Here is a 21,052-nt window from a genome sequence, read left to right on the forward strand (position 1 = left end):
CTAATACAACTGGAGGTTGAAATAATATGGTCAAAATGACAGCAACGAAACGTGAAACAGGGAAAGCACAATCCGCACTTACGGAATTGCGCGGAAAAGGGCATGTACCAGGTGTCGTTTACGGCTACAAAACAGAAACAACTCCGATTGCCGTATCGGAAATCGATTTGATCAAAACTTTGCGTGAATCAGGACGCAACGGTGTGATCAGCTTGGAAATCGGCGGCAAAAGCACAAACGTCGTATTGAGTGATTACCAAATGGATTCACTAAAAGGCAGTTTCAAACACGTCGATTTCTTGGCGATCAATATGTCTGAAGAAATCGAAGTTGACGCTACGGTTCACTTGATCGGCGATTCAGCAGGGGAAAAAGAAGGCGGCGTTGTAACGCAGCCGAACCGCGAAGTGCACATCCGTGTTAAACCAAGCGATATTCCGGATTCTGTTGACATCGATGTCAGCGAACTTGCTATCGGCGACTCTGTGTCAGTCAGCGACATCCGTGATAAATTCAGTTTCGAAATCTTAAATGATGACGATTTCCTGCTTGTTTCTGTAACGGCACCACGTACAGAAGCAGAATTGGAAGAGCTTGAAACAGTTGAAGAAGGCGCTGAGCCTGAAGTTATCGGCGGCGAAGAAGACGCTTCTGAAGACGCTGAAACAAAAGAATAATTTTATGCATTGCCCAAAACAGGGACTGTCCAATGGCAGTCCCTGTTTTTTTATACGGGCGTGGATTATGGTAAAATAGGAGTTAATGAAGAGGCAAGGCGGAAAAAAGGAGTTTGCTATGAAAATGATCATTGGCCTGGGAAACCCGGGCAAGACATACGAAAAAACACGCCATAATATCGGTTTTCAAGTGATTGACCGGTTGGCGAATGAGTGGAATGCACCTTTGACGCAATCCAAATTCAAAGGCATGTACGGGGTGGTTCACCGGCCGGAAGGCAAAGTGATGCTCGTCAAGCCGCTAACATATATGAATTTATCCGGTGAATGCATCGGACCGCTCATGGATTACTATAATGTCGACATCGAAGACATCGTCGTCATTTATGACGACCTCGATTTGCCGACAGGGCAGCTGCGTCTGCGCCAAAAAGGCAGTGCCGGAGGGCATAACGGCATTAAGTCGCTCATCCAGCATCTCGGCACACAGCAATTCAACCGCATGCGGATCGGCATCAGCCGGCCGCCCGTTGGCATGAAAGTACCGGATTATGTACTCGCCCGTTTCGGTGAACAAGAACAGCCGTTGATGGCAGATGCTGTGTCAAAAAGCGCAGAAGCCTGCAATTACTGGTTATCCAAGCCGTTCGTCGAAGTCATGAACGAATACAACAGAGCATAATCGCTTTGGCGCTTACGAGCGTCCAAGGCTTTTTCCCGTTTCCCATCGTTTTGAAAAGGGTAAGGTAGCCATCAAACGGCATTATTTTTAGACAGGAAGGAGGAATCTTCATGAAGCACATTTTGCAGACATTTTTAGGGGATTCCCATACACAACGATTTATCAACGACCTCGAAAGCGGCCAGGATCATCAGCTGATTTCGGGGCTTTCCGGCAGCGCGCGGCCGATTTTCTATCAAACAGTGTTTGAGGCTCAAGGCAAGCCCTTGCTCGTGGTCACACCGAACTTGTTGCACGCCCAGCGCGTCTATGACGATCTGGTGAGGCTGCTCGGTGAATCGCTCGTGCGCTTGTATCCGGCAGAAGAGACGATTGCCGCGGATGTGGCCTTTTCCGGACCGGAACTTCGCGCACACCGCATCGATACGCTAGATCATATGAAATCAAATGGAAAAGGCATCTATGTGACGCCGGTTACTGGATTGCGCAAACTATTGCCATCTCCTGAACAATGGGACGGTGCGACATTGCGCGTGGACAGCGGAGATGAAATCGATACGGAACAATGGCTGTTGAAGCTGGTGTCGATGGGCTATTCCCGCACCACGATGGTCACTTCACCGGGCGAGTTCGCATTACGCGGTGGAATTTTGGATGTTTATCCACTTCATTTTGAGCATCCGGTACGCATTGAATTATTCGACATGGAAGTCGATTCGATCCGCCTATTTTCTGCAGAAGACCAGCGCTCGCTTGAAAAAATCGACTCGCTGTGCATTTTGCCGGCTGTTGAATTGGTGCTCACGGCCGGCCAGAAGCGCTTGCTCGCAGACCGTATCGAAGAGCGGCTTGCGGTTAGCTTAAAAAAACTTAAGAGTGACGAAACGAAAGAGCTAATGCTTCAGCATATCCAACACGATATCGATACATTGCGCAGCGGCGATGAACCGGAACAACTCGCCAAATACGCGGCACTTGCCGATTCGCAATCCGCTTTTCTCGGGGATTACTTCCCTGATGACGGGCTGGTGTTTTTCGATGAGCTTGGGCGCATCCAGGAAATGACCGAAACGCTCGAGCGCGAGGAAGCCGAATGGATTGTCTCGCTTCTTGAAGAAGGCAAGTTTCTGCATGATGTGCCGCTTGCGTATCCATTCCGCGATGTGCTGTCGAAACTCCAGCAACCGGCCAATTTCCTGTCACTGTTTACACGGACATTCCCTCTGGTCAATATTAAAAAGTCGATTGCCTATTCCTGTAAACCGATGCAATCGTTCCATGGCCAGATGAATTTGCTGCAAGCCGAAATGGAACGGTGGACGCTCGGGAAATTCCGCGTGTTTATCGTCGCAAGCGGTGAAGAACGCCTGCAAAAAGTCCGTTCGGTGCTGGCTGATTACGATATGGAAGCGGAAATCATCACGGCGGACACCGAGCTGCAAGACGGCAAAGTGTATCTTGTCGACGGCGAATTATCCGGCGGCTTCGAGATGCCGTTGCAGCGTATGGCGCTCATTACGGATGCGGAATTGTTCAAAAAGCAGCCGAAGAAAAAAACACGGGCACAAAAACTGACCAATGCCGAGCGCATCAAAAGCTACTCGGAAATCAAGCCGGGCGATTACATTGTCCATATCCACCATGGGATTGGGCGTTTTGTCGGCATTGAAACACTGGAAAACAACGGCGTCCATAAAGATTATTTGCACATCGTCTATAAAGGCGACGATAAATTATTCGTGCCGGTCGACAAGATCGACCTCGTCCAGAAATACATCGCGTCAGAAGAAAAAGAGCCGAAGCTCCATAAAATGGGCGGTGCGGAATGGAAGAAAACCCGTACGAAAGTATCTGCCGCCGTCCAGGATATTGCGGATGACTTGATCAAGCTGTACGCCGAGCGGGAAGCACTTGAAGGCTTTGCATTTAGCGAAGAGCAGGACATGCAGCGCCAGTTCGAAGCGGAGTTCCCTTATGAAGAAACGCCCGATCAACTGCGTTCCATCACTGAAGTGAAAAAAGACATGGAAAACAAACGCCCGATGGACCGCTTGATTTGTGGCGATGTCGGCTACGGCAAAACCGAAGTCGCCATTCGCGCTGCCTTCAAAGCGGTGCTCGACGGCAAACAAGTGGCATTCCTTGTGCCTACGACGATCCTTGCCCAGCAGCATTACGAGACGATGAGCGAACGCTTTAAAGATTACCCGCTCGAAGTCGGCTTGATGAGCCGCTTCCGTTCGAAAAAGCAGCAGACTGAAACCGTCAAAGGCTTGAAGAACGGCTCTGTCGATATCGTCATCGGAACGCACCGCATCTTGTCGAAAGATGTGCTGTATAAAGATCTCGGCTTGCTGATCATCGATGAGGAACAGCGTTTCGGGGTGACCCATAAAGAAAAGATCAAACAACTTAAAGCGACAGTCGACGTGTTGACACTGACAGCGACACCAATTCCGCGTACTTTACACATGTCGATGATTGGCGTGCGCGATTTGTCCGTCATCGAAACGCCGCCAGCCAACCGCTTCCCGGTACAAAGCTACGTCATGGAACATAACGGTGGGCTTGTGCGCGAAGCAATCGAACGCGAAATGGCACGCGGCGGCCAAGTATTTTATTTATACAATCGGGTGAGCGACATGACCCGCAAAGTGGACGAAATCCAACAGCTCGTCCCCGAAGCGCGCGTCGGCTATGCGCACGGGCAAATGTCCGAAACCGAACTCGAATCGATCATCCTCGGGTTCCTCGACGGCGAATATGACGTCTTGGTGACGACAACGATCATCGAAACCGGCATTGATATCCCGAACGTCAATACATTGATCGTCTATGATGCCGACCGCATGGGCTTGTCGCAGCTGTATCAATTGCGCGGCCGCGTCGGTCGCTCGAGCCGCGTCGCATATGCTTACTTCATGTATCAGCGCGATAAAGTACTGACCGACGTCGCAGAAAAACGCTTGATGGCGATCAAGGAATTCACCGAACTCGGCTCGGGCTTTAAAATCGCCATGCGCGATTTGTCGATTCGCGGGGCGGGCAATCTGCTCGGTTCCCAGCAGCACGGCTTTATCGATTCGGTCGGCTTTGATTTATATTCGCAAATGCTTGAAGAAGCGATTGAAGAGCGCCGCACCGGCATGAAAAAAGAAGTGGTACCGGAAGTGGAGATTGTGCTGACGGAAGATGCTTATATTCCGGATAGCTATATTAGCGACGGTTACCAGAAGATCCAAATGTACAAACGCGTTAAAAACATGGAAACGGTCGAAGAAATGGTCGACTTGCAGGATGAATTGATCGATCGCTTCGGCGATTTGCCGATGGAAGCTGAGCAATTGCTGCGCATCGCCCGCATGAAAGTATGGGCGCGCGAAACCGGCGTTGAATCGATCAAGCAACAAGGGCACCGCGTCAGTATTAAACTGAGCGAAGCGGGCACGCAGTCGATCGATGGCGGCAAAGTAGTCGATGCATCAGGCGCATACGGGCGTGCTGTCGGCTTCACGATGGCTGGCCAGGCGCTAGTGTTGACGATCGATGGCAAAAAGACCGGCAAGCATCACCCGTTCGATGTGCTCGAAGGCATGATGGAAATCTTGTCGAACTCGCTTCGGGAAGAGGCATCTGTCGGGTGATGGTGGGCGTGATGAAGCAATGACGACGCAACACTCGATGAATAGTTTTCTAAAAGGAGCGGCCCTGCTGACGCTAGCTGGCTTTTTCGTCAAGTTGCTCAGTGCCATTTACCGCGTGCCGTTTCAAAATTTGGTCGGCGACGAAGGTTTTTATATTTACCAGCAAGTGTATCCGTTCGTGGCGATTTTCGGCATTTGGACGTCCTATGGATTTGCCGTGGCGGTATCCAAAATGTTGGCTGAACAACCGCACGGCGAACATGCGGGCATTGTACGCACGGCGTCTTGGCTTATCGCGGGCATTGCCATTGCCGCTTTTGCCACGCTTTATGCAGGCGCCGGCTTTTTTGCAAATCGGATGGGCGACCCCGAACTCTCAAGCCTGCTCAGGGCAGGGGCATTTGCAGTCGTCTTCATGGCGCCTCTCGCCATCATGAAAGGGCGCTTGCAGGCAGATGGCCAAATGGCCCCGGTCGCCAGTGCCCAAATCACCGAACAGGCGGTGCGCGTAGGGGTCATTCTGGTCGGCAGCTACGCAGTAGTCAGCTCAGGTTTATCGCTTTACGCAGCCGGCCAGGTGGCAATCGCCGCAGCAGGCGCCGGCGCATTTGCCGCAATGCTTTTATTGATCCGCTCCTACCGAAAACAAGGCACACTTGCAATAGGCGTAAAGTTTAAAGGAACTGCGAGAAAACTGTTTATGACGAGCCTCGGCGTCAGCATGAGCTCCTTGTTATTGGTGTTGTTTCAGCTGGTCGACTCGTTTACAGTCTACCGATTGCTCGCCGATCAACTGGGTGATATGCAGGCAATGATCGAAAAAGGGGTTTATGACCGCGCGCAGCCGCTCGTACAATTTGGTATCTTGCTCGCGACGTCCTTGACACTGTCGCTTGTGCCGCTCATTGCGCGTGCAAACCGTCAAAAAGCCGGGCGCTCTCCGGAACTGTACGCGAGCTTGGCATTCCGTGTGTCGTTCCTGTTCGCCTGCGCAGCTGCAGCGGGATTGACCTTAGTGATGCCGCATGTCAACGAAACCTTGTTCAAAACAGCGGACGGCTCATTGGCACTCATCATTTTCAGTTGGCAAATCATTTCGATGTCAATTGTCTTGGTGTTGACGGCCATTCTTTACGGTTTTGGGAAAATCCGTGTGCCGGCGCTTTTGTTAGTGTCGGGGCTTGTGCTCAAGCTGATCGGCAATTTACTGCTTGTGCCAATCTACGGCATCATCGGCGCGGCAATTGCCGGCAATATCGGCTTAGGGTTTATCGCACTCGTGCTTGTCTGGTATTTCAAGCGAGTGTGGCCGCTGCGTTTTGCGCCTCTCCGTTTTTACGGATGGCTCACGGTGGCCATCAGCGCGATGAGCCTCACGGTGCTCGGCTATGAAGCATTCATCATGCCGCTCGTTGCCGGTTGGCCGGAGCGTCTTGGCGCTGTGTTCATTACATTGACGGCCGTCCCGCTCGGCGGGGCTGTCTTTTTATTGGCGGCTGCGAAATCAAGGCTCATCACGGAAAAGGAATGGTATATCATTCCATTCGGCCGCCGCCTGGCCGCGTTGCAATTGGCGGTCAATCCACGAAAGAAAAGGAGCTAGACGATGCATACTATTCACATACTCGGCTTAGGAGCCGGGGATCTGTTGCAATTGCCGCTCGGCGTTTACCGTACATTGAAAGGGGCAGACCCGCTTTATTTGCGGACAGCCGACCATCCTGTGGTGGGAGAGCTTGAAACAGAAGGCTTACGTTACGAGAGTTTTGACGCTGTTTATGAAAAACACGACGATTTTGCGCCAGTGTATCGGGAAATCGCCGAAACGCTCATCGCACACGCTGAGAACGGGCCGATTTATTACGCCGTTCCGGGACATCCGCTGGTGGCGGAACAGACGGTGCAATTTTTGATCGAAGCAGAAAAACAAGGGCGCTGCGAACTGTCGATTTCCGGTGGTCAAAGTTTTCTGGATGCGATATTCGGTGCTTTGCGCATCGACCCGATTGAAGGATTCCAACTGGTCGACGGCACAGGCATCGACAGCGACCGTTTGAATATGACCGAGCATTTGTTGATCGCGCAAGTATACGACCAGTTCAGTGCATCGGAAGTGAAGCTGTCGCTGATGGAGAAATACCCGGACGATTATCCGGTGACCATCGTCACAGCAGCGGGGGCATCTTCTGAGCGCCTGCGCACGATGCCGCTCCATGAACTCGACCGCGCAGCGGAAATCGATAATTTGACGACCGTGTACGTGCCGCCTTCCTCAGATCAAGGCGAGCGCTTGAAAGAATGGCAGACATTCCGCGACATCATCGCGAAACTGCGCAGTCCGGAAGGCTGTCCGTGGGACCGCGAGCAGACGCATGAATCGCTGCGCCCTTATTTACTGGAAGAAGCGCATGAACTCTTGCAGGCGATCGAAGAAGAAGATGACGAAGCCATCGCTGAAGAACTGGGCGATGTGTTGCTGCAAGTGTTTTTACATGCGCAAATCGGCCAGGACAGCGGCTATTTCCAGCTCGAAGATATTTTGCAAGCCATCAGCGATAAAATGATCCGCCGCCATCCGCATGTGTTCGGCGACGTGGACGTATCATCTGCTGAAGACGTCGTCAGCAATTGGCAGCAAATCAAGCAGCAGGAAAAACCGCCGGGCACATCACTCTTGGATGGCCAGGACCGCCATAGCTCGTCTTTGCTGACCTCTTATAATTACCAGAAGAAAGCGGCAAAAGTCGGCTTTACATGGAAAGACGCGGACGGTGCCTGGGCGAAGTTCGAAGAGGAATTGCAGGAGTTCAAGGTCGAAGTGGCGAAAGGTTCCAAAGCCCAGCAGCTCGATGAATTTGGCGATCTGTTGTTCACGCTCGTCAACATCGCGCGCTTTTACGGCTTGTCGCCGGAGCAGGCGATGGTCCAGGCGAACCGCAAATTCCGCACGCGCTTTGCCCACGTTGAACAACGTGCTGCAGAAGGCGGCCGCACGTTTGCAGATTATACATTAGACCAGCTCGATAGCTTCTGGAACGAAGCGAAAGCTGGACACGGAGAGGACGAAGACGATGAGACTCGATAAATTCTTGAAAGTATCCCGTTTGATCAAGCGCCGCACATTGGCGAAACAAGTTGCCGACCAAGGGCGTATCCTAGTGAACGGCAATAAAGCAAAAGCGAGCAGCGTCGTCAAAGAAGGCGATGAATTGCAGATCCGCTTTGGCCAGAAAGTGGTCACTGCACGCATCGACCAATTGCGCGAAAACGTCCGCAAAGAACAAACCGCGGAAATGTACACGATCATCAATGAAGAAAAGCTCGATAAAGTGGACCCGAGCTTTGTGGACGACGAATCATAAGAATGAATAAGAGCCCAGCCGGTTAACGGTTGGGCTCTTATTTTGTTGGTGAGAAATTTTGAGGGAAGCAACATTTGGCGTGAAATAGTGAAGAAGGCGATTGGGACAGGCTTGCCGAGGGGGGTGGGCGTCGGCCTCTTTCACTCCATCTCTAAGTTTAGAGGAGGATTTAATTGCATCATCCTCTCGATTATTTCAACCAATCAATTCGCTCAATTATCTCGGCACGCGCCCCCCCAATTAAGCGACATATCCAAAGGCGGATGAACCATACAGAACTGGTACCATCTCACTCGACCGCATCAAAGAAATCTCAAAGCCCCTCGCGCATACGGGTGAGCCGAAGCAATAAGACAGCGGGTTTCTGGCTTATTGCGAGAGGCCGACCCAAAGCGAGGCGGCGCATAGCTAAGCGATAAAAAAACAAGGCTTTCCGATACTTCACACCAAAACTCCAGCGCACTTCAAATTCAGAGACCAAAAAAGAGCCTTGCCATTTGCAGGCAAGGCTCTTCATCCGTATTAATAAGTTCAATCTCCCATCAAAGTCACGAGCACCGCTTTTTGAGCGTGCAGGCGATTTTCGGCTTCCTGGAAAATGACCGAATGCGGTCCTTCCAAAATATCGGTCGTCACTTCTTCCTCGCGGTGCGCAGGGAGACAATGCATAAAGATGTAATCAGGTTTCGCATGCTGCACCAGTTCCGCATTCACTTGGAATCCTGCAAAATCGTTCAAGCGTTTGATGGCTTCCGCTTCCTGGCCCATGCTCGCCCAAACATCTGTGTAGATGGCGTCGCTTCCTGTTACGGCTTCAGCGGGATCATTAGTGATCGTTACAAGCGCGCCGGTTTCTGTGGCGATGGCTTGTGCGAGTTCGACCATTTCCGCTTTCGGCTCATAGCCTTTTGGAGCGGCGATCGCGATGTCGAGCCCGACTTTCGCAGCGCCGACCATCAAGGAGTTGGCCATATTATTGCCGTCGCCGATATACGCCAGCTTACGGCCCTTGAGTTCGCCGAAATGTTCGATGAGCGTCATCAGGTCAGCGAGCACTTGGCACGGGTGGTAATCGTCCGTTAAGCCGTTGATGACAGGAATGGAACTGAACTCCGCTAGTTCTTCGACAGCGGACTGGTGGAACGTGCGGATCATCAATCCATCCAAATAACCCGACAACACGCGTGCCGTATCGGCGATGGTTTCGCCGCGGCCCAGCTGTGTGTCTTGTGAACTTAAGAACATCGCGTGGCCGCCGAGCTGCAGCATGCCCGCTTCAAACGATACGCGTGTACGGGTCGAGGATTTCTCGAAGATCATGCCGAGCACTTTGCCTTTCAACAGCGGCAAATATTTATTTTCCGGTTTTTTCAGTTCAATCGCCAAATGGAGCAGGTCGAGAATCTCCTCGGTGCTATAGTCTTTCAAAGACAGGAAATCTTCCTGGGCAACGGTCGGGGCAAGCGGCATTATGGTAGTCATTGGGCAAGCACTCCTTTCAAGCGTTCAGATTGTATTTGTAAGCTCATGGCAAAGGCAGCGGCCGTTTCAGGGCGTGACCAGGCGTGGAGGCGGTGGATCGCCGCTTGTGCCATGCGCTTGGCATCGGGCGTTTCTGAGAAGTCGATGTAGGCGACGGCTGTTGTCGAGACGAGCCACTCGTCAAAAGAAAGCTGATCGTCCGTCAAAATGGAAAATCCTTGCGCCTGCCAAGCAGCGAGCTCGCCTGAATGGGCACTTTCTTTGGAAGCAAACAGCGTGGCGCCTGTTGTAAACTGGGCGAGTTGGACAGACGAGCCGGTCAATGCTTTTTCGAGCGCTTCTTCGAACACGGCTGCTGTACCGATGACTTCGCCTGTCGACATCATTTCGGGCGACAGGATTGGAGACAATCCCGGCAATTTAATATGGGAGAACACCGGGGCTTTGACAGTGAAATCCGTCTGTCCGTTATACATCTCTTCAATGCCGAGTTCTGCATACGGCACACCGAGTAACAGAGCGGTGGCATGCTGAACGAGCGGAACGTTCGTCACTTTCGAGCTGATCGGCGCTGTGCGCGATGCACGCGGATTGATTTCCATGACGAATAATTGCTCGCCTTCGTAGACGAATTGGATATTGAACAAGCCGGTGTAATCCAGTTGTCTCGCGATGTGTTTGGCGGTGTCCACCAATTTTTGCTGTTGGGAAGCTGTCAGCGTTGCAGGCGGCGTGCTGGCGATGCTGTCGCCCGAATGGACCCCGGTGCCTTCGATGTGCTCGAAGATTGCCGACACCCAGACATTATCGCCGTCCGTTAAAATATCGGCTTCCGCTTCTTTGCCGATAACGAAATGATCCACCAAGAGCGGAAACGCAGGTTCGACGCTTGAGAGCCATTCGTTGAGTTCTGCTGCATCGTGGAGCACGATCATGCCGCGTCCGCCGATCACATAAGAAGGGCGAAGTAAGACTGGGAAGCCAAGTATTTCCGCTGCCGGCAGCACTTCTTCTGGCGCATTCGCCGTCGTCCCGGGAATGGTCGGCAAGCCGATCGACTCGAGAAACGCATAAAAGCGGTCGCGGTCTTCCATTTGATCGAGCAAATCCACGGACGAACCGAGCACCGTGATGCCGGCTTCTTCCAAGGCTTTCGCCATATTGAGCGAAGTCTGGCCGCCGAATTGCAAAATGACTTGATGGATGCCTTCAAATTCCAGTACGTTCAGTACGTCTTCTGCGGTGATGGGCTCGAAATACAATGCATCGGCCACTTCGTAATCCGTGCTGACGGTTTCCGGGTTGTTATTGATCATGATGGCTTCATAGCCGAGCTTTTGGGCGGCCATGACGCTGTGTACGCAGCAATAATCAAATTCGATGCCTTGCCCGATGCGAATCGGGCCGGATCCGACTACGGCTACTTTTTTTGTGCCTGTTGAGCGGTCAACATCCGGTGCTGTGCCCCATGTCGAATAGAAATAATTCGTATGCGAGCGGAATTCTGCAGCACACGTGTCGATCATCCGATAAGAAGGGGTGATGTTATAGCTTCTGCGCTGTCCCCAAATTTCAGCGCGCGGTACATGCCAAATGTCGGCTAGCTGCTGATCGCTGAAGCCGAGTTTCTTTGCCTGCAGCAAACGGCTTGGCGTGACGTCGTTCCAACTTATTTTTCCGAGGTCTTGCCATTCCATTACGATATTCGATAAAGCATATAAGAAATAAGGCGTAATGCCGGTTATGGCATGCAATTCCTCGATAGTTTTCCCGCGGATGAGCAATTCGAACAAGACAAACAAACGGCGGTCATCGGGATTCATCGCGAGTTCCTGCAAATCGCTTGTTGAAAGAGAGGCGACGCTCGGAAGCCGGAAGCCGTCCGTTGGCAGCTCGAGTGAGCGAATCGCTTTTTGCATGGCCGCTTCCATGCGCCGTTCGATTGCCATCACTTCGCCGGTCGCTTTCATTTGAGTGCCGAGCAAACGGTTCGCCCCTTGGAATTGATCGAACGGCCAGCGCGGAATTTTCAAAGCGACATAATCGAGTGCCGGTTCAAAGCTGGCATAAGTTGTGCCGGTCACCGGGTTCTTCAATTCATCAAGCGTGTAGCCAATGGCCAGCTTGGCCGCGATTTTCGCGATCGGGTAACCGGTCGCTTTGGAGGCGAGCGCGGATGAGCGGCTGACACGCGGATTAACTTCAATCAAGTAATAGTCGGAGGTTTCCGGATGGAGAGCGAACTGCACGTTGCAAGCGCCGATGATGCCAAGTGCTTCGATGATGTTGATGCAAGAGGAACGCAGCATGTGGAAATCCGGATCGTTCAAAGTTTGGCTCGGAGCGACAACGATGGAATCGCCGGTATGGACGCCGACCGGATCTAGGTTCTCCATATTGCATATCGTAATGCATGTGCCCGAAGCGTCGCGCATCACTTCGTATTCAATTTCTTTGTATCCAGCGATGCTTGTCTCAACCAGGCATTGCGTAATCGGGCTCGCCGACAAACCTTGTGCGACCAAGCTTCTATAAGCCGCTTCGTCGGCCGCGATGCCTCCGCCGAAACCGCCTAAGGTATAAGCTGGACGGACGATGACGGGGTAGCCGATGCGTTGTGAAAAAGCAAGCGCTCCGTCGATCGACTGGATGATGTCGGAATCCGGAACCGGTTCGCCGAGCTTGTTCATAAGCGAACGGAACTGGTCGCGGTCTTCGGCTTTTTTAATTGCAGTCATGTCAGTACCGAGCAGCTGGACGCCGTATTGCTCGAGTATGCCGGCATCTGCGAGTGCCATCGCCAAATTCAAGCCAGTCTGGCCGCCGACAGTCGCAAGCAAGCCGTCGGGGCGTTCTTTTTGGATGATTTTAGTGGCAGCTTCGAGCGTCATCGGTTCGAAATATACTTTATCCGATACGCTTTCGTCGGTCATGATCGTCGCCGGGTTGTTATTGATGAGCACCACTTCGATGCCTTCTTCTTTCAGCGCGAGGCATGCTTGGGTGCCGGAATAATCGAACTCAGCGGCTTGGCCGATGACGATGGCGCCGGAGCCGATAACGAGTACTTTTTCGATGGATTCTAATTTAGGCATGCATTTTCACCTTCTTCATATCATTTACAGTTTCTAGGAACTGATGGAACAATGCGACATGATCCGCAGGTCCTGGAGCGGCTTCCGGATGGAACTGAACCGTCGTAATCGGCAAGTGCGGATGATTCAAGCCTTCGATGCTGCCGTCGTTGACGTTTTCATATAGTACATCGAATGGAGTATCTAATAAGCTATCCGCCTCCACGACATAGCTATGGTTTTGGGAGCTCATGCTGACACGTCCCGTCTTTTTGTTTTTCACCGGATGATTAGCGCCGCGGTGGCCGTATGCGAGCTTCGTTGTTTTCGCGCCGAAAGCGGCAGCAATCACTTGATGGCCCAGGCAAATGCCGAATGACGGATAGCGTTCAGCCCAAGTGCGGTAAACCGGCAATCGGCTGTTTAATGCTTGCGGGTCTCCTGGTCCATTCGAAAACAGCAATCCGTCGACTTCGAGAGACTCGGGAAGTTCGGCCGGTGCGTTATAAGGGATGACGCTCACCGTGCAGCCCAGCGCGAGCAGTTCTTTTAAAATGGAAGATTTGTAATGGAAATCAACCAAACCGATATGCAGTGGGCCGTCGCCGAGCTGCTTGCTTTCTGCATTTTCACCAGCTGGGAAAAAATCGGTTTTCAGCGCTTTCCACGGTTGCTCGGTCAATTCCGCATGGAGCAGCTGTGCTGGCATGGTTCCGGTTTCCCGTACGGTTTGGATAACCGAGCGTGTATCGATGCCGCTTAGGAGAGGAACGCCTTGCGATTCGGCGAACTGTGCCAACGATGTTGCGTGTTTCGGAAGCGGCCCGTCGTATAATTCAGCCACGATGATGCCGTTTACTTGGATTTTTTCGGATTGTGCATAAAGCGTCTCGATGCCGTACTGGCCGATTAATGGATAAGAGAAAACAATGACTTGTCCTTTATAAGAAGGATCGGTGATGACTTCCTCATAGCCGGTCATGCCGGTGAAAAAAACAACTTCGCCTTGCATAGAAGCGGGTATGCCGTGCCAGTGCCCATTATATGATTCGCCATTCGCCAAAATTAGTTTTCCTGTCATTCTCCACACTCCTTATTTTGAATATATATGCATGTTCATTAATTTTTATAACAAGCGATGTGTCCTGTATTATAAAGTTGCATAAAAATTAAGTCAATAGTATTTTTATTAATCATCGGGTAATCAGGATAAATTCCGGTAAAGTACCGAAAAAAGAGAAAGGGCTTACAGAAAATCTTTTTATAGTGAATGTTTTTCATGTATAATAATGACAAAATCAATTAGGAAGGGGCGCGAGCGAATGAAGAGAGAAAAAAAGCAGGAGCAGCGGGGAGTAACACCGCTCCAAAATGACTTTACAAGAGCAGCCGAAATTGAAGGCGCGCGAAAAAAAGCGCATCATACCCGTCTTTACCGGAGACTTGCTGTGTTTGGACTGGTAGTGCTGCTGACGAGCATTTGGCTCGGCTCCACCATTTACGCACAATCCCAGACGATAGCAGGCAAAGAGCAGCAGTACGAAGAAAAACTTGTGCAGTTGGAAGAAGTGGAAAAGCAGCAGGCTAAACTTGAAGAGCAGATTCGTCTTTTGAACGATGATGATTATCTATCGAAGCTCGCACGCAAAGATTACTTCCTGTCAGATGATGGCGAGATCATTTTTACCTTGCCGAATGAAGATGAAAAATCTACAGAGGATGGCGAGGAATAAGAGTCGTCAGTTGACACCCTTTCATTCATCGCTATAATTGAGGGTGGGTATAGTCCCGCAATCTGTCAATTTGGCCCGAACGTGGAGTCATCTTAAATTTTAAGGAGGAGCATTTTTTTTATGTCGATTGAAGTAGGCAGCAAGTTAGAAGGAAAAGTCACAGGTATTACAAACTTTGGAGCGTTCGTACAGCTTCCAACTGGTGCAACAGGCCTCGTGCATATTAGTGAAGTCGCCGACAACTACGTGAAAGATATCAACGATCACTTGAAAGTTGGCGAAATGGTAGAAGTGAAAGTGATGAATGTAGAAGCAGACGGGAAAATCGGTTTGTCGATCCGCAAAGCGAAGCCGCAACCGGAAGGCGCACCTAGCCGTCCGAGCCGTCCGCGTCCGAACAATCGTTCTTTTGACCGCGCCCCTAAGGAAACCTTCGAAACGAAGATGGCAAAATTCCTGAAAGACAGTGAGGATAACCTGTCGACGTTAAAACGTGCCACAGAATCTAAGCGTGGCGGTCGTGGAGCAAAAAGAGGCTAACTTGCTAGCTGTTTTAATAGCATAGAGAAACTGCTTCAATGTAGTTGAAAACTAAACATGGAACGCTTCTCCCTCATCGGGAGGGCGTTTTTTTATCGACTTAAAAAGCATCATCCGGTAGGAAAAGGCGGTGCGTTTGTCTAAGTAACACATACTATGCATATGCAGAAAGGTGTGAAAAAGATGGAACAACAGCAAATCCTCCAAGCGTTCAAAGAGTACGAAATTTATATGGAGTCGCTCGTGAAAACTTTGTCCGAGTCCGATGATGCACATAAACCGATTGCAGACGGCAAGTGGTCGATTGCGCAGATGGTCAAGCATTTGGCGGAATGGGACCGGTTTATCCGCAGTGAGCGCTTGCCCCACATGAATGCAGGTGCTCATCTCGACGGGTTACCGGACGTCGATGCGTTCAACCGACAAGCAATCGACAAAGCAAATACATTGAGCTTTCCTGATATTATCAGCGAGGCTATTGAGGAGCGCCGAATATTAGGGCGGGAACTCGCGGCGTTTTCGCAGGAACAATGGCATGCTGTTTTTTACGTCAGCCAAAAACCGATGACACTGGGGCAGTATTTTGCCGGAATCATCCAACACGATGCGCATCATTTCAAACAGATCGATGATTTTTTGACATAAAAAAACAGCGCACTCCATGATGGAGTGCGCTGTAAATAAGATGGCGGCAGAGGGGATCGAACCCCCGACCTCACGGGTATGAACCGTACGCTCTAGCCAGCTGAGCTACGCCGCCTTGTTCAAGCGAACAGTTAATAGCATACTACCAGCCAGCGCGTGTGTCAATTGGCTTTTTGTATTTTTGTTAATTTATTTTTCAATAGACGGGCAATCGACAGAACAGGGGGACAAGGCGTGAAACACTATGAACAGGCGATGCTCGCATATTTCGCTGAGCATGAGCTATTCGAAAACGGGGACCGCTTGGTTATCGGTGTATCAGGCGGTATTGATTCAATGGTGCTGCTGCATTTTTTGGCAAGCAGGCGCCAACAACTCGGCGTCACCATCATTGCCGTACATATCGACCATATGCTAAGAGGCGAACAGTCGGCGCAAGATCGGAAGTTCGTCGAACAGCAGTGCAGGTTGTGGAACGTTCCGTATGAAAGTTTCGCGGTTCCCGTGCCGGCGATTTTAAAACAGCAAGGCGGCAACACCCAGCAGGTTTGCCGAACAGAGCGATACCGCTTGTTTGAGCGGGTGATGATAGAGACAGACTCGACCATTGTCGTCACGGCGCATCACGCAGACGACCAGCTCGAGACGATTTTGATGGCCGGCATTCGCGGCAGTCTGAAAAACGGGTCTTTCGGCATGCGCATCAAACGGCCTTTTGGCGGCGGCTCGCTCGTACGCCCACAGCTTGCCGTCACCAAAGCGGAAATAACTCATTATGCCCAGTTGCATCAAGTGCCGCACCGGGAGGATCCAAGTAACTCAAGCGCAACATACACACGCAACCGCATCCGCCAAACGATTGTGCCAGCAATAGTAGAGGAAAACCCTCGCGCTGCGTTACACTTTGCCCAACTCGCGGAACATGTGAATGAAGACGAGGCTTTCCTTCAAGAGCTTGCCGAGAAAGCGCTTCGGAATCTAATGGCTGCATCGGAGGAATGGGTGATTTCTGCCGAAAGTTTCAGAAACCATGCCGTTGCTTTACAAAAAAGGATGGTTCTACTACTATTAAACTATCTGTATAATGAGAAGCAAGTGTTGATAACGAGCCAATTGGCGGAACAAGTGCGCGAGCTGCTACAAAGTTCCTCGGGCACTGTTTTTTTACATTTGCCGAACAATTATATGATGAGACGCCAATATGACCGGGTTTTCTTCGAACAAGCCCCGCAGCAGCAGGAATACGCGCAGTCGGATATCGGCCTTTCATGGTCGCCGCCTGTAAAAGGATTCCGCTATTGTGTTGCGGCTATCGGTGAAGAACCGGAAGCGGCAGAAGCCGCCTTGTGGTATTTCCAGTCTGCAGAGACGAATTTTTATCTGCGCGGGCGAAAGCCTGGCGACCGGATCCAATTGGCTGGCATGAGCCAGGCGAAAAAACTGGCGCGGCTGATGATCGATGAAAAGGTTCCTGTCCAAGAGCGGCAAAACTGGCCCATCATTGTCGCCGGAGAAAATCGAGTATTACTAGTGCCCGGTTTGCGCACCGCTGCGTGTTTGAGCCGAACAAAACGCCCAGGGGACAACCGAGTGCTAGTTGAACAATGCATAGACTATGCAAAATGAGGAAGAAACTAGGAGGCCCACCATGCTACAAAAGGACATTAAAGAAGTATTGATCAGTGAAGAACAGCTACAATTGAAAGCACGTGAACTTGGAGAAACTTTGACACGCGACTATGAAGGAAAATACCCATTGGCAATCGGCGTATTAAAAGGTGCCATGCCATTTATGGGAGACCTCATGAAACGTTTCGACGGCTATGTGGAAATGGACTTTATGGACGTCTCAAGCTACGGAAACGCAACAGTGTCTTCCGGTGAAGTCAAGATCGTCAAAGACTTGAACGCAAGCGTCGAAGGGCGCGACTTGCTGATCATCGAAGATATCATCGACAGCGGGCTGACGCTTAGCTATTTGGTGGACTTGTTCAAATACCGCAAAGCGAATTCCATTAAAATCGTCACATTGCTCGACAAGCCGACTGGGCGCAAAGTGGATTTGAAAGCGGATTACATCGGCTTTGAAGTGCCGGATGCATTTGTTGTCGGATATGGCCTAGACTACGCGGAAAAATACCGCAACCTTCCATATATTGGTATTCTAAAACCCGCTGTTTACAACGGTGAAGAGGAATAGTCAAGAAACGTTCAAAGAGCCGATGATTTAACTATGCCGTAAAGGCTTTTCATTGTATGCATTTTTGTCCCTGTGTTAGTATTTAGTATAGTTTTGGGAAACTTTGTGAGGAGGCGCGGGATGAATCGAATATTCCGATACACCATATTTTATCTACTGATATTCCTAGTCATCATCGGTATTCTAGGGACTTTCAATAATAGCAACCAACCGACGCAAGAAATTAACTACAACCAATTCTTGGAAGCACTGAATGCTGGTGAGATTTCGGAAGTGACTATACAGCCGGATGCGCAAGTGTATGAAGTGACCGGCCGGATGGCGGATTACGAAGAAGGCGAATCGTTCGTGACCAACATTCCGATTGAGAATGAAGCATTGGTGACACAGATTGATGAAGTCGCGACAGCGCAAGATGGTGTAACCGTTGAGTTTTTGAAAGCTCCGCAAACGAGCGGCTGGGTTCAATTCTTTACAGGCATCATTCCATTCATCATTATCTTCATCTTGTTCTTCTTCTTGCTTAACCAATCACAAGGCGGCGGTGGCGGCCGAGTGATGAACTTCGGTAAGAGTAAAGCAAAACTGTACGATGATCAGAAACAGAAAGTTCGCTTCGACGACGTAGCAGGAGCGGACGAAGAGAAACAGGAACTTGTTGAAGTTGTTGATTTCTTGAAAGATCCACGTCGCTTCGGCGAAATCGGCGCACGCATTCCGAAGGGTATCTTGCTCGTAGGTCCTCCAGGTACTGGTAAAACCTTGCTTGCCCGTGCGGTAGCCGGTGAAGCCGGTACACCGTTCTTCTCTATCAGTGGTTCGGATTTCGTTGAAATGTTCGTCGGTGTCGGTGCTTCGCGTGTTCGTGATTTGTTCGAGAATGCGAAGAAAAACGCACCATGTATTATCTTCATCGATGAAATCGATGCAGTTGGACGTCAGCGAGGCGCTGGTTTAGGCGGCGGGCATGATGAGCGCGAACAAACGCTCAACCAATTGCTCGTTGAAATGGATGGCTTCGGTGCGAACGAAGGCATTATCATCATCGCTGCTACCAACCGTCCGGATATCCTGGATCCGGCACTTCTGCGTCCTGGCCGTTTTGACCGCCAGATTACAGTCGGCCGCCCGGATGTTAAAGGACGTGAAGAAGTGTTGAAAGTCCATGCGCGCAACAAGCCGCTTGACGACACTGTCGACATGAAGGCGATCGCACAGCGGACGCCTGGCTTCTCCGGTGCAGACCTTGAGAACTTATTGAATGAAGCAGCTCTTGTAGCCGCTCGCCGCAATAAAAAGAAAATCGACATGTCCGATATCGACGAAGCGACCGACCGCGTCATTGCCGGCCCAGCGAAGAAGAATCGCGTCATTTCGAAAAAAGAACGCAATATCGTCGCATACCACGAGTCCGGGCATACCGTTATCGGCCTCGTTCTGGATGATGCAGATATCGTCCACAAAGTAACCATCGTGCCACGCGGACAAGCTGGCGGTTATGCCGTCATGCTGCCGAGGGAAGACCGTTACTTTATGACGAAACCGGAATTGCTCGATAAGATTTCTGGTTTGCTCGGCGGCCGCGTTGCAGAGGATATCGTCTTCGGCGAAGTATCCACCGGGGCACACAATGACTTCCAACGTGCAACGGCAATCGCCCGCAGCATGGTTACCGAATACGGAATGAGCGATAAGATCGGCCCAATCCAATTCGGCCAATCCCAAGGCGGCAATGTCTTCCTTGGTCGCGATTTCAATTCGGACCAAAACTATTCCGATGCGATCGCATTCGAGATCGATCAGGAAATCCAGCGCATCATCAAAGAGCAATACGTGCGGACGAAAGAGATTCTCACAGAAAAACGTGAGCTTCTTGAACTACTCGCCAACACATTGCTCGAAGTGGAAACACTGGATGCTGCTCAAATCCAGCACCTGAAAGAACACGGCACATTGCCGGAACGTTCGTATGAAGCCCTAAACGGCGATTACGGAAATGATGCAGCAAGCGAAACGGATTCAGATGCCGTCAACCCGGATGTTACGGGCGCGCCAAATGATCCATCAGCAGGCGATTTGCCGCAAGAAGGCTCATCAACTGATTCGCAAGGACCAATCCGAGAAGATCGCAAATAATCAAAAGCCGGTGCCGAGCCCTGTAAAGGGGCTTGGCACCGGCTTTTTGGTTTCGTGAAATTATGGTATGATGTGTTGGAAATTCAGCACGTAAATGGGGAGAAACTATGATCTTAGTAATGGACACCGGCAACACCAATATCGTCCTTGGGATATATGACGAAGACGAGCTTTTACACCACTGGCGAATGGAAACCGACCGCCACAAAACCGAAGATGAATACGCGATGCAGATCAAAGCGTTTTTGAATCATGTCGGCCTCGATTTTGAGGCAATCGATGGGATCATCATGTCGTCAGTCGTCCCGCCGATTATGTTCGCATTAGAGCGCATGGCTCAAAAATATTTTCATACGAAAGCATTGATTGTCGGGCCGGGGATCAAAACTGGTCTCAATATCAAATACGAAAATCCGCGTGAAGTCGGTGCGGATCGCATCGTCAATGCGGTCGCTGCCATTCAACAATACGGGGGGCCTTTGATCATCGTTGATTTCGGCACCGCCAATACGTTTTGTTATATCGATGAGCACAATCATTACCAGGGTGGCGCGATTGCTCCGGGCATTCAAAGTTCGACCGAAGCACTTTATACGCGCGCATCGAAATTGCCGCGCATCGAGATCGCGCGCCCGGATTCAGTCGTCGGGAAAAACACCATTTCAGCGATGCAGGCAGGGATCGTCTATGGCTATGTCGGCCAAGCGGAAGGCATCATCGCGCGAATGAAAAAGTTGAGCAAAAAGCCCCCGAAGGTCATTGCAACAGGCGGCCTTGCACCACTTATTGCAGACGAGTCGGACCTGATCGACCTGGTGGATCCGTTTTTAACATTGAAAGGCCTGCACTTCATATATAAACGCAATCAAGCGTAAGG

At 50.8% G+C, this 21,052-nt stretch carries 16 protein-coding genes and 1 tRNA gene; 13 read left to right on the forward strand and 4 right to left on the reverse strand.

Features of this window, described 5'->3' with window-relative positions; genetic code table 11:
* The first annotated feature begins 26 nt into the window (after window positions 1-26).
* The 6 genes from ACFO5U_RS13270 (at window position 27) to ACFO5U_RS13295 (ending at window position 8,365) form a co-directional block, all read left to right on the forward strand.
* Complete coding sequence (locus tag ACFO5U_RS13270) at window positions 27-677, forward strand: 50S ribosomal protein L25/general stress protein Ctc (protein WP_377279591.1); 651 nt, start codon at window positions 27-29, stop codon at window positions 675-677.
* A gap of 118 nt (window positions 678-795) precedes the next feature.
* Window positions 796-1,359: an aminoacyl-tRNA hydrolase gene (gene pth, locus ACFO5U_RS13275; RefSeq protein ID WP_377279592.1), complete on the forward strand. Its 564-nt coding sequence runs from the start codon at window positions 796-798 to the stop codon at window positions 1,357-1,359.
* A 110-nt stretch (window positions 1,360-1,469) separates the two neighbouring features.
* Complete coding sequence (gene mfd, locus ACFO5U_RS13280) at window positions 1,470-5,003, forward strand: transcription-repair coupling factor (RefSeq protein ID WP_377279593.1); 3,534 nt, start codon at window positions 1,470-1,472, stop codon at window positions 5,001-5,003.
* 19 nt (window positions 5,004-5,022) lie between these two features.
* Window positions 5,023-6,606 carry a putative polysaccharide biosynthesis protein gene (locus tag ACFO5U_RS13285; RefSeq protein WP_377279594.1) on the forward strand — a complete coding sequence of 528 codons (1,584 nt, stop codon included), beginning with the start codon at window positions 5,023-5,025 and terminating at the stop codon, window positions 6,604-6,606.
* 3 nt (window positions 6,607-6,609) lie between these two features.
* Window positions 6,610-8,088, forward strand: coding sequence for a bifunctional methyltransferase/pyrophosphohydrolase YabN (gene yabN / locus ACFO5U_RS13290; protein ID WP_377279595.1), 1,479 nt, complete (start codon window positions 6,610-6,612; stop codon window positions 8,086-8,088).
* Window positions 8,075-8,365, forward strand: coding sequence for an RNA-binding S4 domain-containing protein (locus tag ACFO5U_RS13295; protein WP_377279596.1), 291 nt, complete (start codon window positions 8,075-8,077; stop codon window positions 8,363-8,365). Before yabN ends, ACFO5U_RS13295 begins: the two co-directional genes overlap by 14 nt.
* A 531-nt stretch (window positions 8,366-8,896) precedes the next feature.
* Here the strand turns inward: ACFO5U_RS13295 and argF are convergent.
* The 3 genes from argF to ACFO5U_RS13310 are packed head-to-tail and all read right to left on the reverse strand — an operon-like array spanning window position 8,897 to window position 14,002.
* Window positions 8,897-9,847: an ornithine carbamoyltransferase gene (argF, locus tag ACFO5U_RS13300; protein WP_377279597.1), complete on the reverse strand. Its 951-nt coding sequence runs from the start codon at window positions 9,845-9,847 to the stop codon at window positions 8,897-8,899.
* Window positions 9,844-12,942, reverse strand: coding sequence for a carbamoyl phosphate synthase large subunit (locus ACFO5U_RS13305; protein WP_377279598.1), 3,099 nt, complete (start codon window positions 12,940-12,942; stop codon window positions 9,844-9,846). The genes argF and ACFO5U_RS13305 overlap by 4 nt, the downstream gene beginning before the upstream one ends.
* Window positions 12,935-14,002 carry a carbamoyl phosphate synthase small subunit gene (locus ACFO5U_RS13310; RefSeq protein WP_377279599.1) on the reverse strand — a complete coding sequence of 356 codons (1,068 nt, stop codon included), beginning with the start codon at window positions 14,000-14,002 and terminating at the stop codon, window positions 12,935-12,937. Before ACFO5U_RS13310 ends, ACFO5U_RS13305 begins: the two co-directional genes overlap by 8 nt.
* A 241-nt stretch (window positions 14,003-14,243) precedes the next feature.
* On the opposite strand from ACFO5U_RS13310, the gene ACFO5U_RS13315 reads away from it, so the two are divergent.
* The 3 genes from ACFO5U_RS13315 (at window position 14,244) to ACFO5U_RS13325 (ending at window position 15,839) form a co-directional block, all read left to right on the forward strand.
* On the forward strand, window positions 14,244-14,654 hold the full coding sequence (locus tag ACFO5U_RS13315; protein WP_377279600.1) for an FtsB family cell division protein: 411 nt from the start codon (window positions 14,244-14,246) through the stop codon (window positions 14,652-14,654).
* 120 nt (window positions 14,655-14,774) lie between these two features.
* Entirely contained in the window at window positions 14,775-15,194 is a 420-nt protein-coding gene (locus ACFO5U_RS13320) for a S1 domain-containing RNA-binding protein (protein ID WP_274842754.1), read from the forward strand.
* 183 nt (window positions 15,195-15,377) lie between these two features.
* Window positions 15,378-15,839: a DinB family protein gene (locus ACFO5U_RS13325; protein WP_377279601.1), complete on the forward strand. Its 462-nt coding sequence runs from the start codon at window positions 15,378-15,380 to the stop codon at window positions 15,837-15,839.
* A gap of 41 nt (window positions 15,840-15,880) precedes the next feature.
* Here ACFO5U_RS13325 and ACFO5U_RS13330 read toward each other — a convergent pair.
* Window positions 15,881-15,954: transfer RNA gene (locus ACFO5U_RS13330), tRNA-Met, on the reverse strand.
* A 119-nt stretch (window positions 15,955-16,073) separates the two neighbouring features.
* Between ACFO5U_RS13330 and tilS the strand changes: the two genes are divergently transcribed.
* The 4 genes from tilS (at window position 16,074) to ACFO5U_RS13350 (ending at window position 21,050) form a co-directional block, all read left to right on the forward strand.
* A complete protein-coding gene (gene tilS / locus ACFO5U_RS13335; protein ID WP_377279602.1) occupies window positions 16,074-17,465 on the forward strand; it encodes a tRNA lysidine(34) synthetase TilS in 1,392 nt (463 codons plus the stop codon).
* A 22-nt stretch (window positions 17,466-17,487) separates the two neighbouring features.
* Window positions 17,488-18,039: a hypoxanthine phosphoribosyltransferase gene (hpt, locus tag ACFO5U_RS13340; protein ID WP_377279603.1), complete on the forward strand. Its 552-nt coding sequence runs from the start codon at window positions 17,488-17,490 to the stop codon at window positions 18,037-18,039.
* Window positions 18,040-18,159: 120 nt separating this feature from the next.
* A complete protein-coding gene (gene ftsH / locus ACFO5U_RS13345; RefSeq protein WP_377279604.1) occupies window positions 18,160-20,175 on the forward strand; it encodes an ATP-dependent zinc metalloprotease FtsH in 2,016 nt (671 codons plus the stop codon).
* A 107-nt stretch (window positions 20,176-20,282) separates the two neighbouring features.
* Window positions 20,283-21,050, forward strand: a complete 768-nt coding sequence (locus ACFO5U_RS13350) for a type III pantothenate kinase (protein ID WP_377279605.1) — start codon at window positions 20,283-20,285, stop codon at window positions 21,048-21,050.
* Window positions 21,051-21,052 lie beyond the last annotated feature (2 nt).

It is taken from the genome of Planococcus dechangensis (genome assembly GCF_042654465.1).
GTDB classification, from domain to species: domain Bacteria; phylum Bacillota; class Bacilli; order Bacillales_A; family Planococcaceae; genus Planococcus; species Planococcus dechangensis.

Bases quoted from the DNA above. Each gene is read 5' to 3' on its own strand.
- argF (WP_377279597.1), bottom strand. From the start codon at position 9,847: ATGACTACCATAATGCCGCTTGCCCCGACCGTTGCCCAGGAAGATTTC.
- ACFO5U_RS13310 (WP_377279599.1), bottom strand. From the start codon at position 14,002: ATGACAGGAAAACTAATTTTGGCGAATGGCGAATCATATAATGGGCAC.
- hpt (WP_377279603.1), top strand. From the start codon at position 17,488: ATGCTACAAAAGGACATTAAAGAAGTATTGATCAGTGAAGAACAGCTA.
- ACFO5U_RS13305 (WP_377279598.1), bottom strand. From the start codon at position 12,942: ATGCCTAAATTAGAATCCATCGAAAAAGTACTCGTTATCGGCTCCGGC.
- ACFO5U_RS13320 (WP_274842754.1), top strand. From the start codon at position 14,775: ATGTCGATTGAAGTAGGCAGCAAGTTAGAAGGAAAAGTCACAGGTATT.
- ACFO5U_RS13350 (WP_377279605.1), top strand. From the start codon at position 20,283: ATGATCTTAGTAATGGACACCGGCAACACCAATATCGTCCTTGGGATA.
- ACFO5U_RS13285 (WP_377279594.1), top strand. From the start codon at position 5,023: ATGACGACGCAACACTCGATGAATAGTTTTCTAAAAGGAGCGGCCCTG.
- ftsH (WP_377279604.1), top strand. From the start codon at position 18,160: ATGAATCGAATATTCCGATACACCATATTTTATCTACTGATATTCCTA.
- ACFO5U_RS13295 (WP_377279596.1), top strand. From the start codon at position 8,075: ATGAGACTCGATAAATTCTTGAAAGTATCCCGTTTGATCAAGCGCCGC.
- ACFO5U_RS13270 (WP_377279591.1), top strand. From the start codon at position 27: ATGGTCAAAATGACAGCAACGAAACGTGAAACAGGGAAAGCACAATCC.
- ACFO5U_RS13325 (WP_377279601.1), top strand. From the start codon at position 15,378: ATGGAACAACAGCAAATCCTCCAAGCGTTCAAAGAGTACGAAATTTAT.
- mfd (WP_377279593.1), top strand. From the start codon at position 1,470: ATGAAGCACATTTTGCAGACATTTTTAGGGGATTCCCATACACAACGA.
- yabN (WP_377279595.1), top strand. From the start codon at position 6,610: ATGCATACTATTCACATACTCGGCTTAGGAGCCGGGGATCTGTTGCAA.
- ACFO5U_RS13315 (WP_377279600.1), top strand. From the start codon at position 14,244: ATGAAGAGAGAAAAAAAGCAGGAGCAGCGGGGAGTAACACCGCTCCAA.
- pth (WP_377279592.1), top strand. From the start codon at position 796: ATGAAAATGATCATTGGCCTGGGAAACCCGGGCAAGACATACGAAAAA.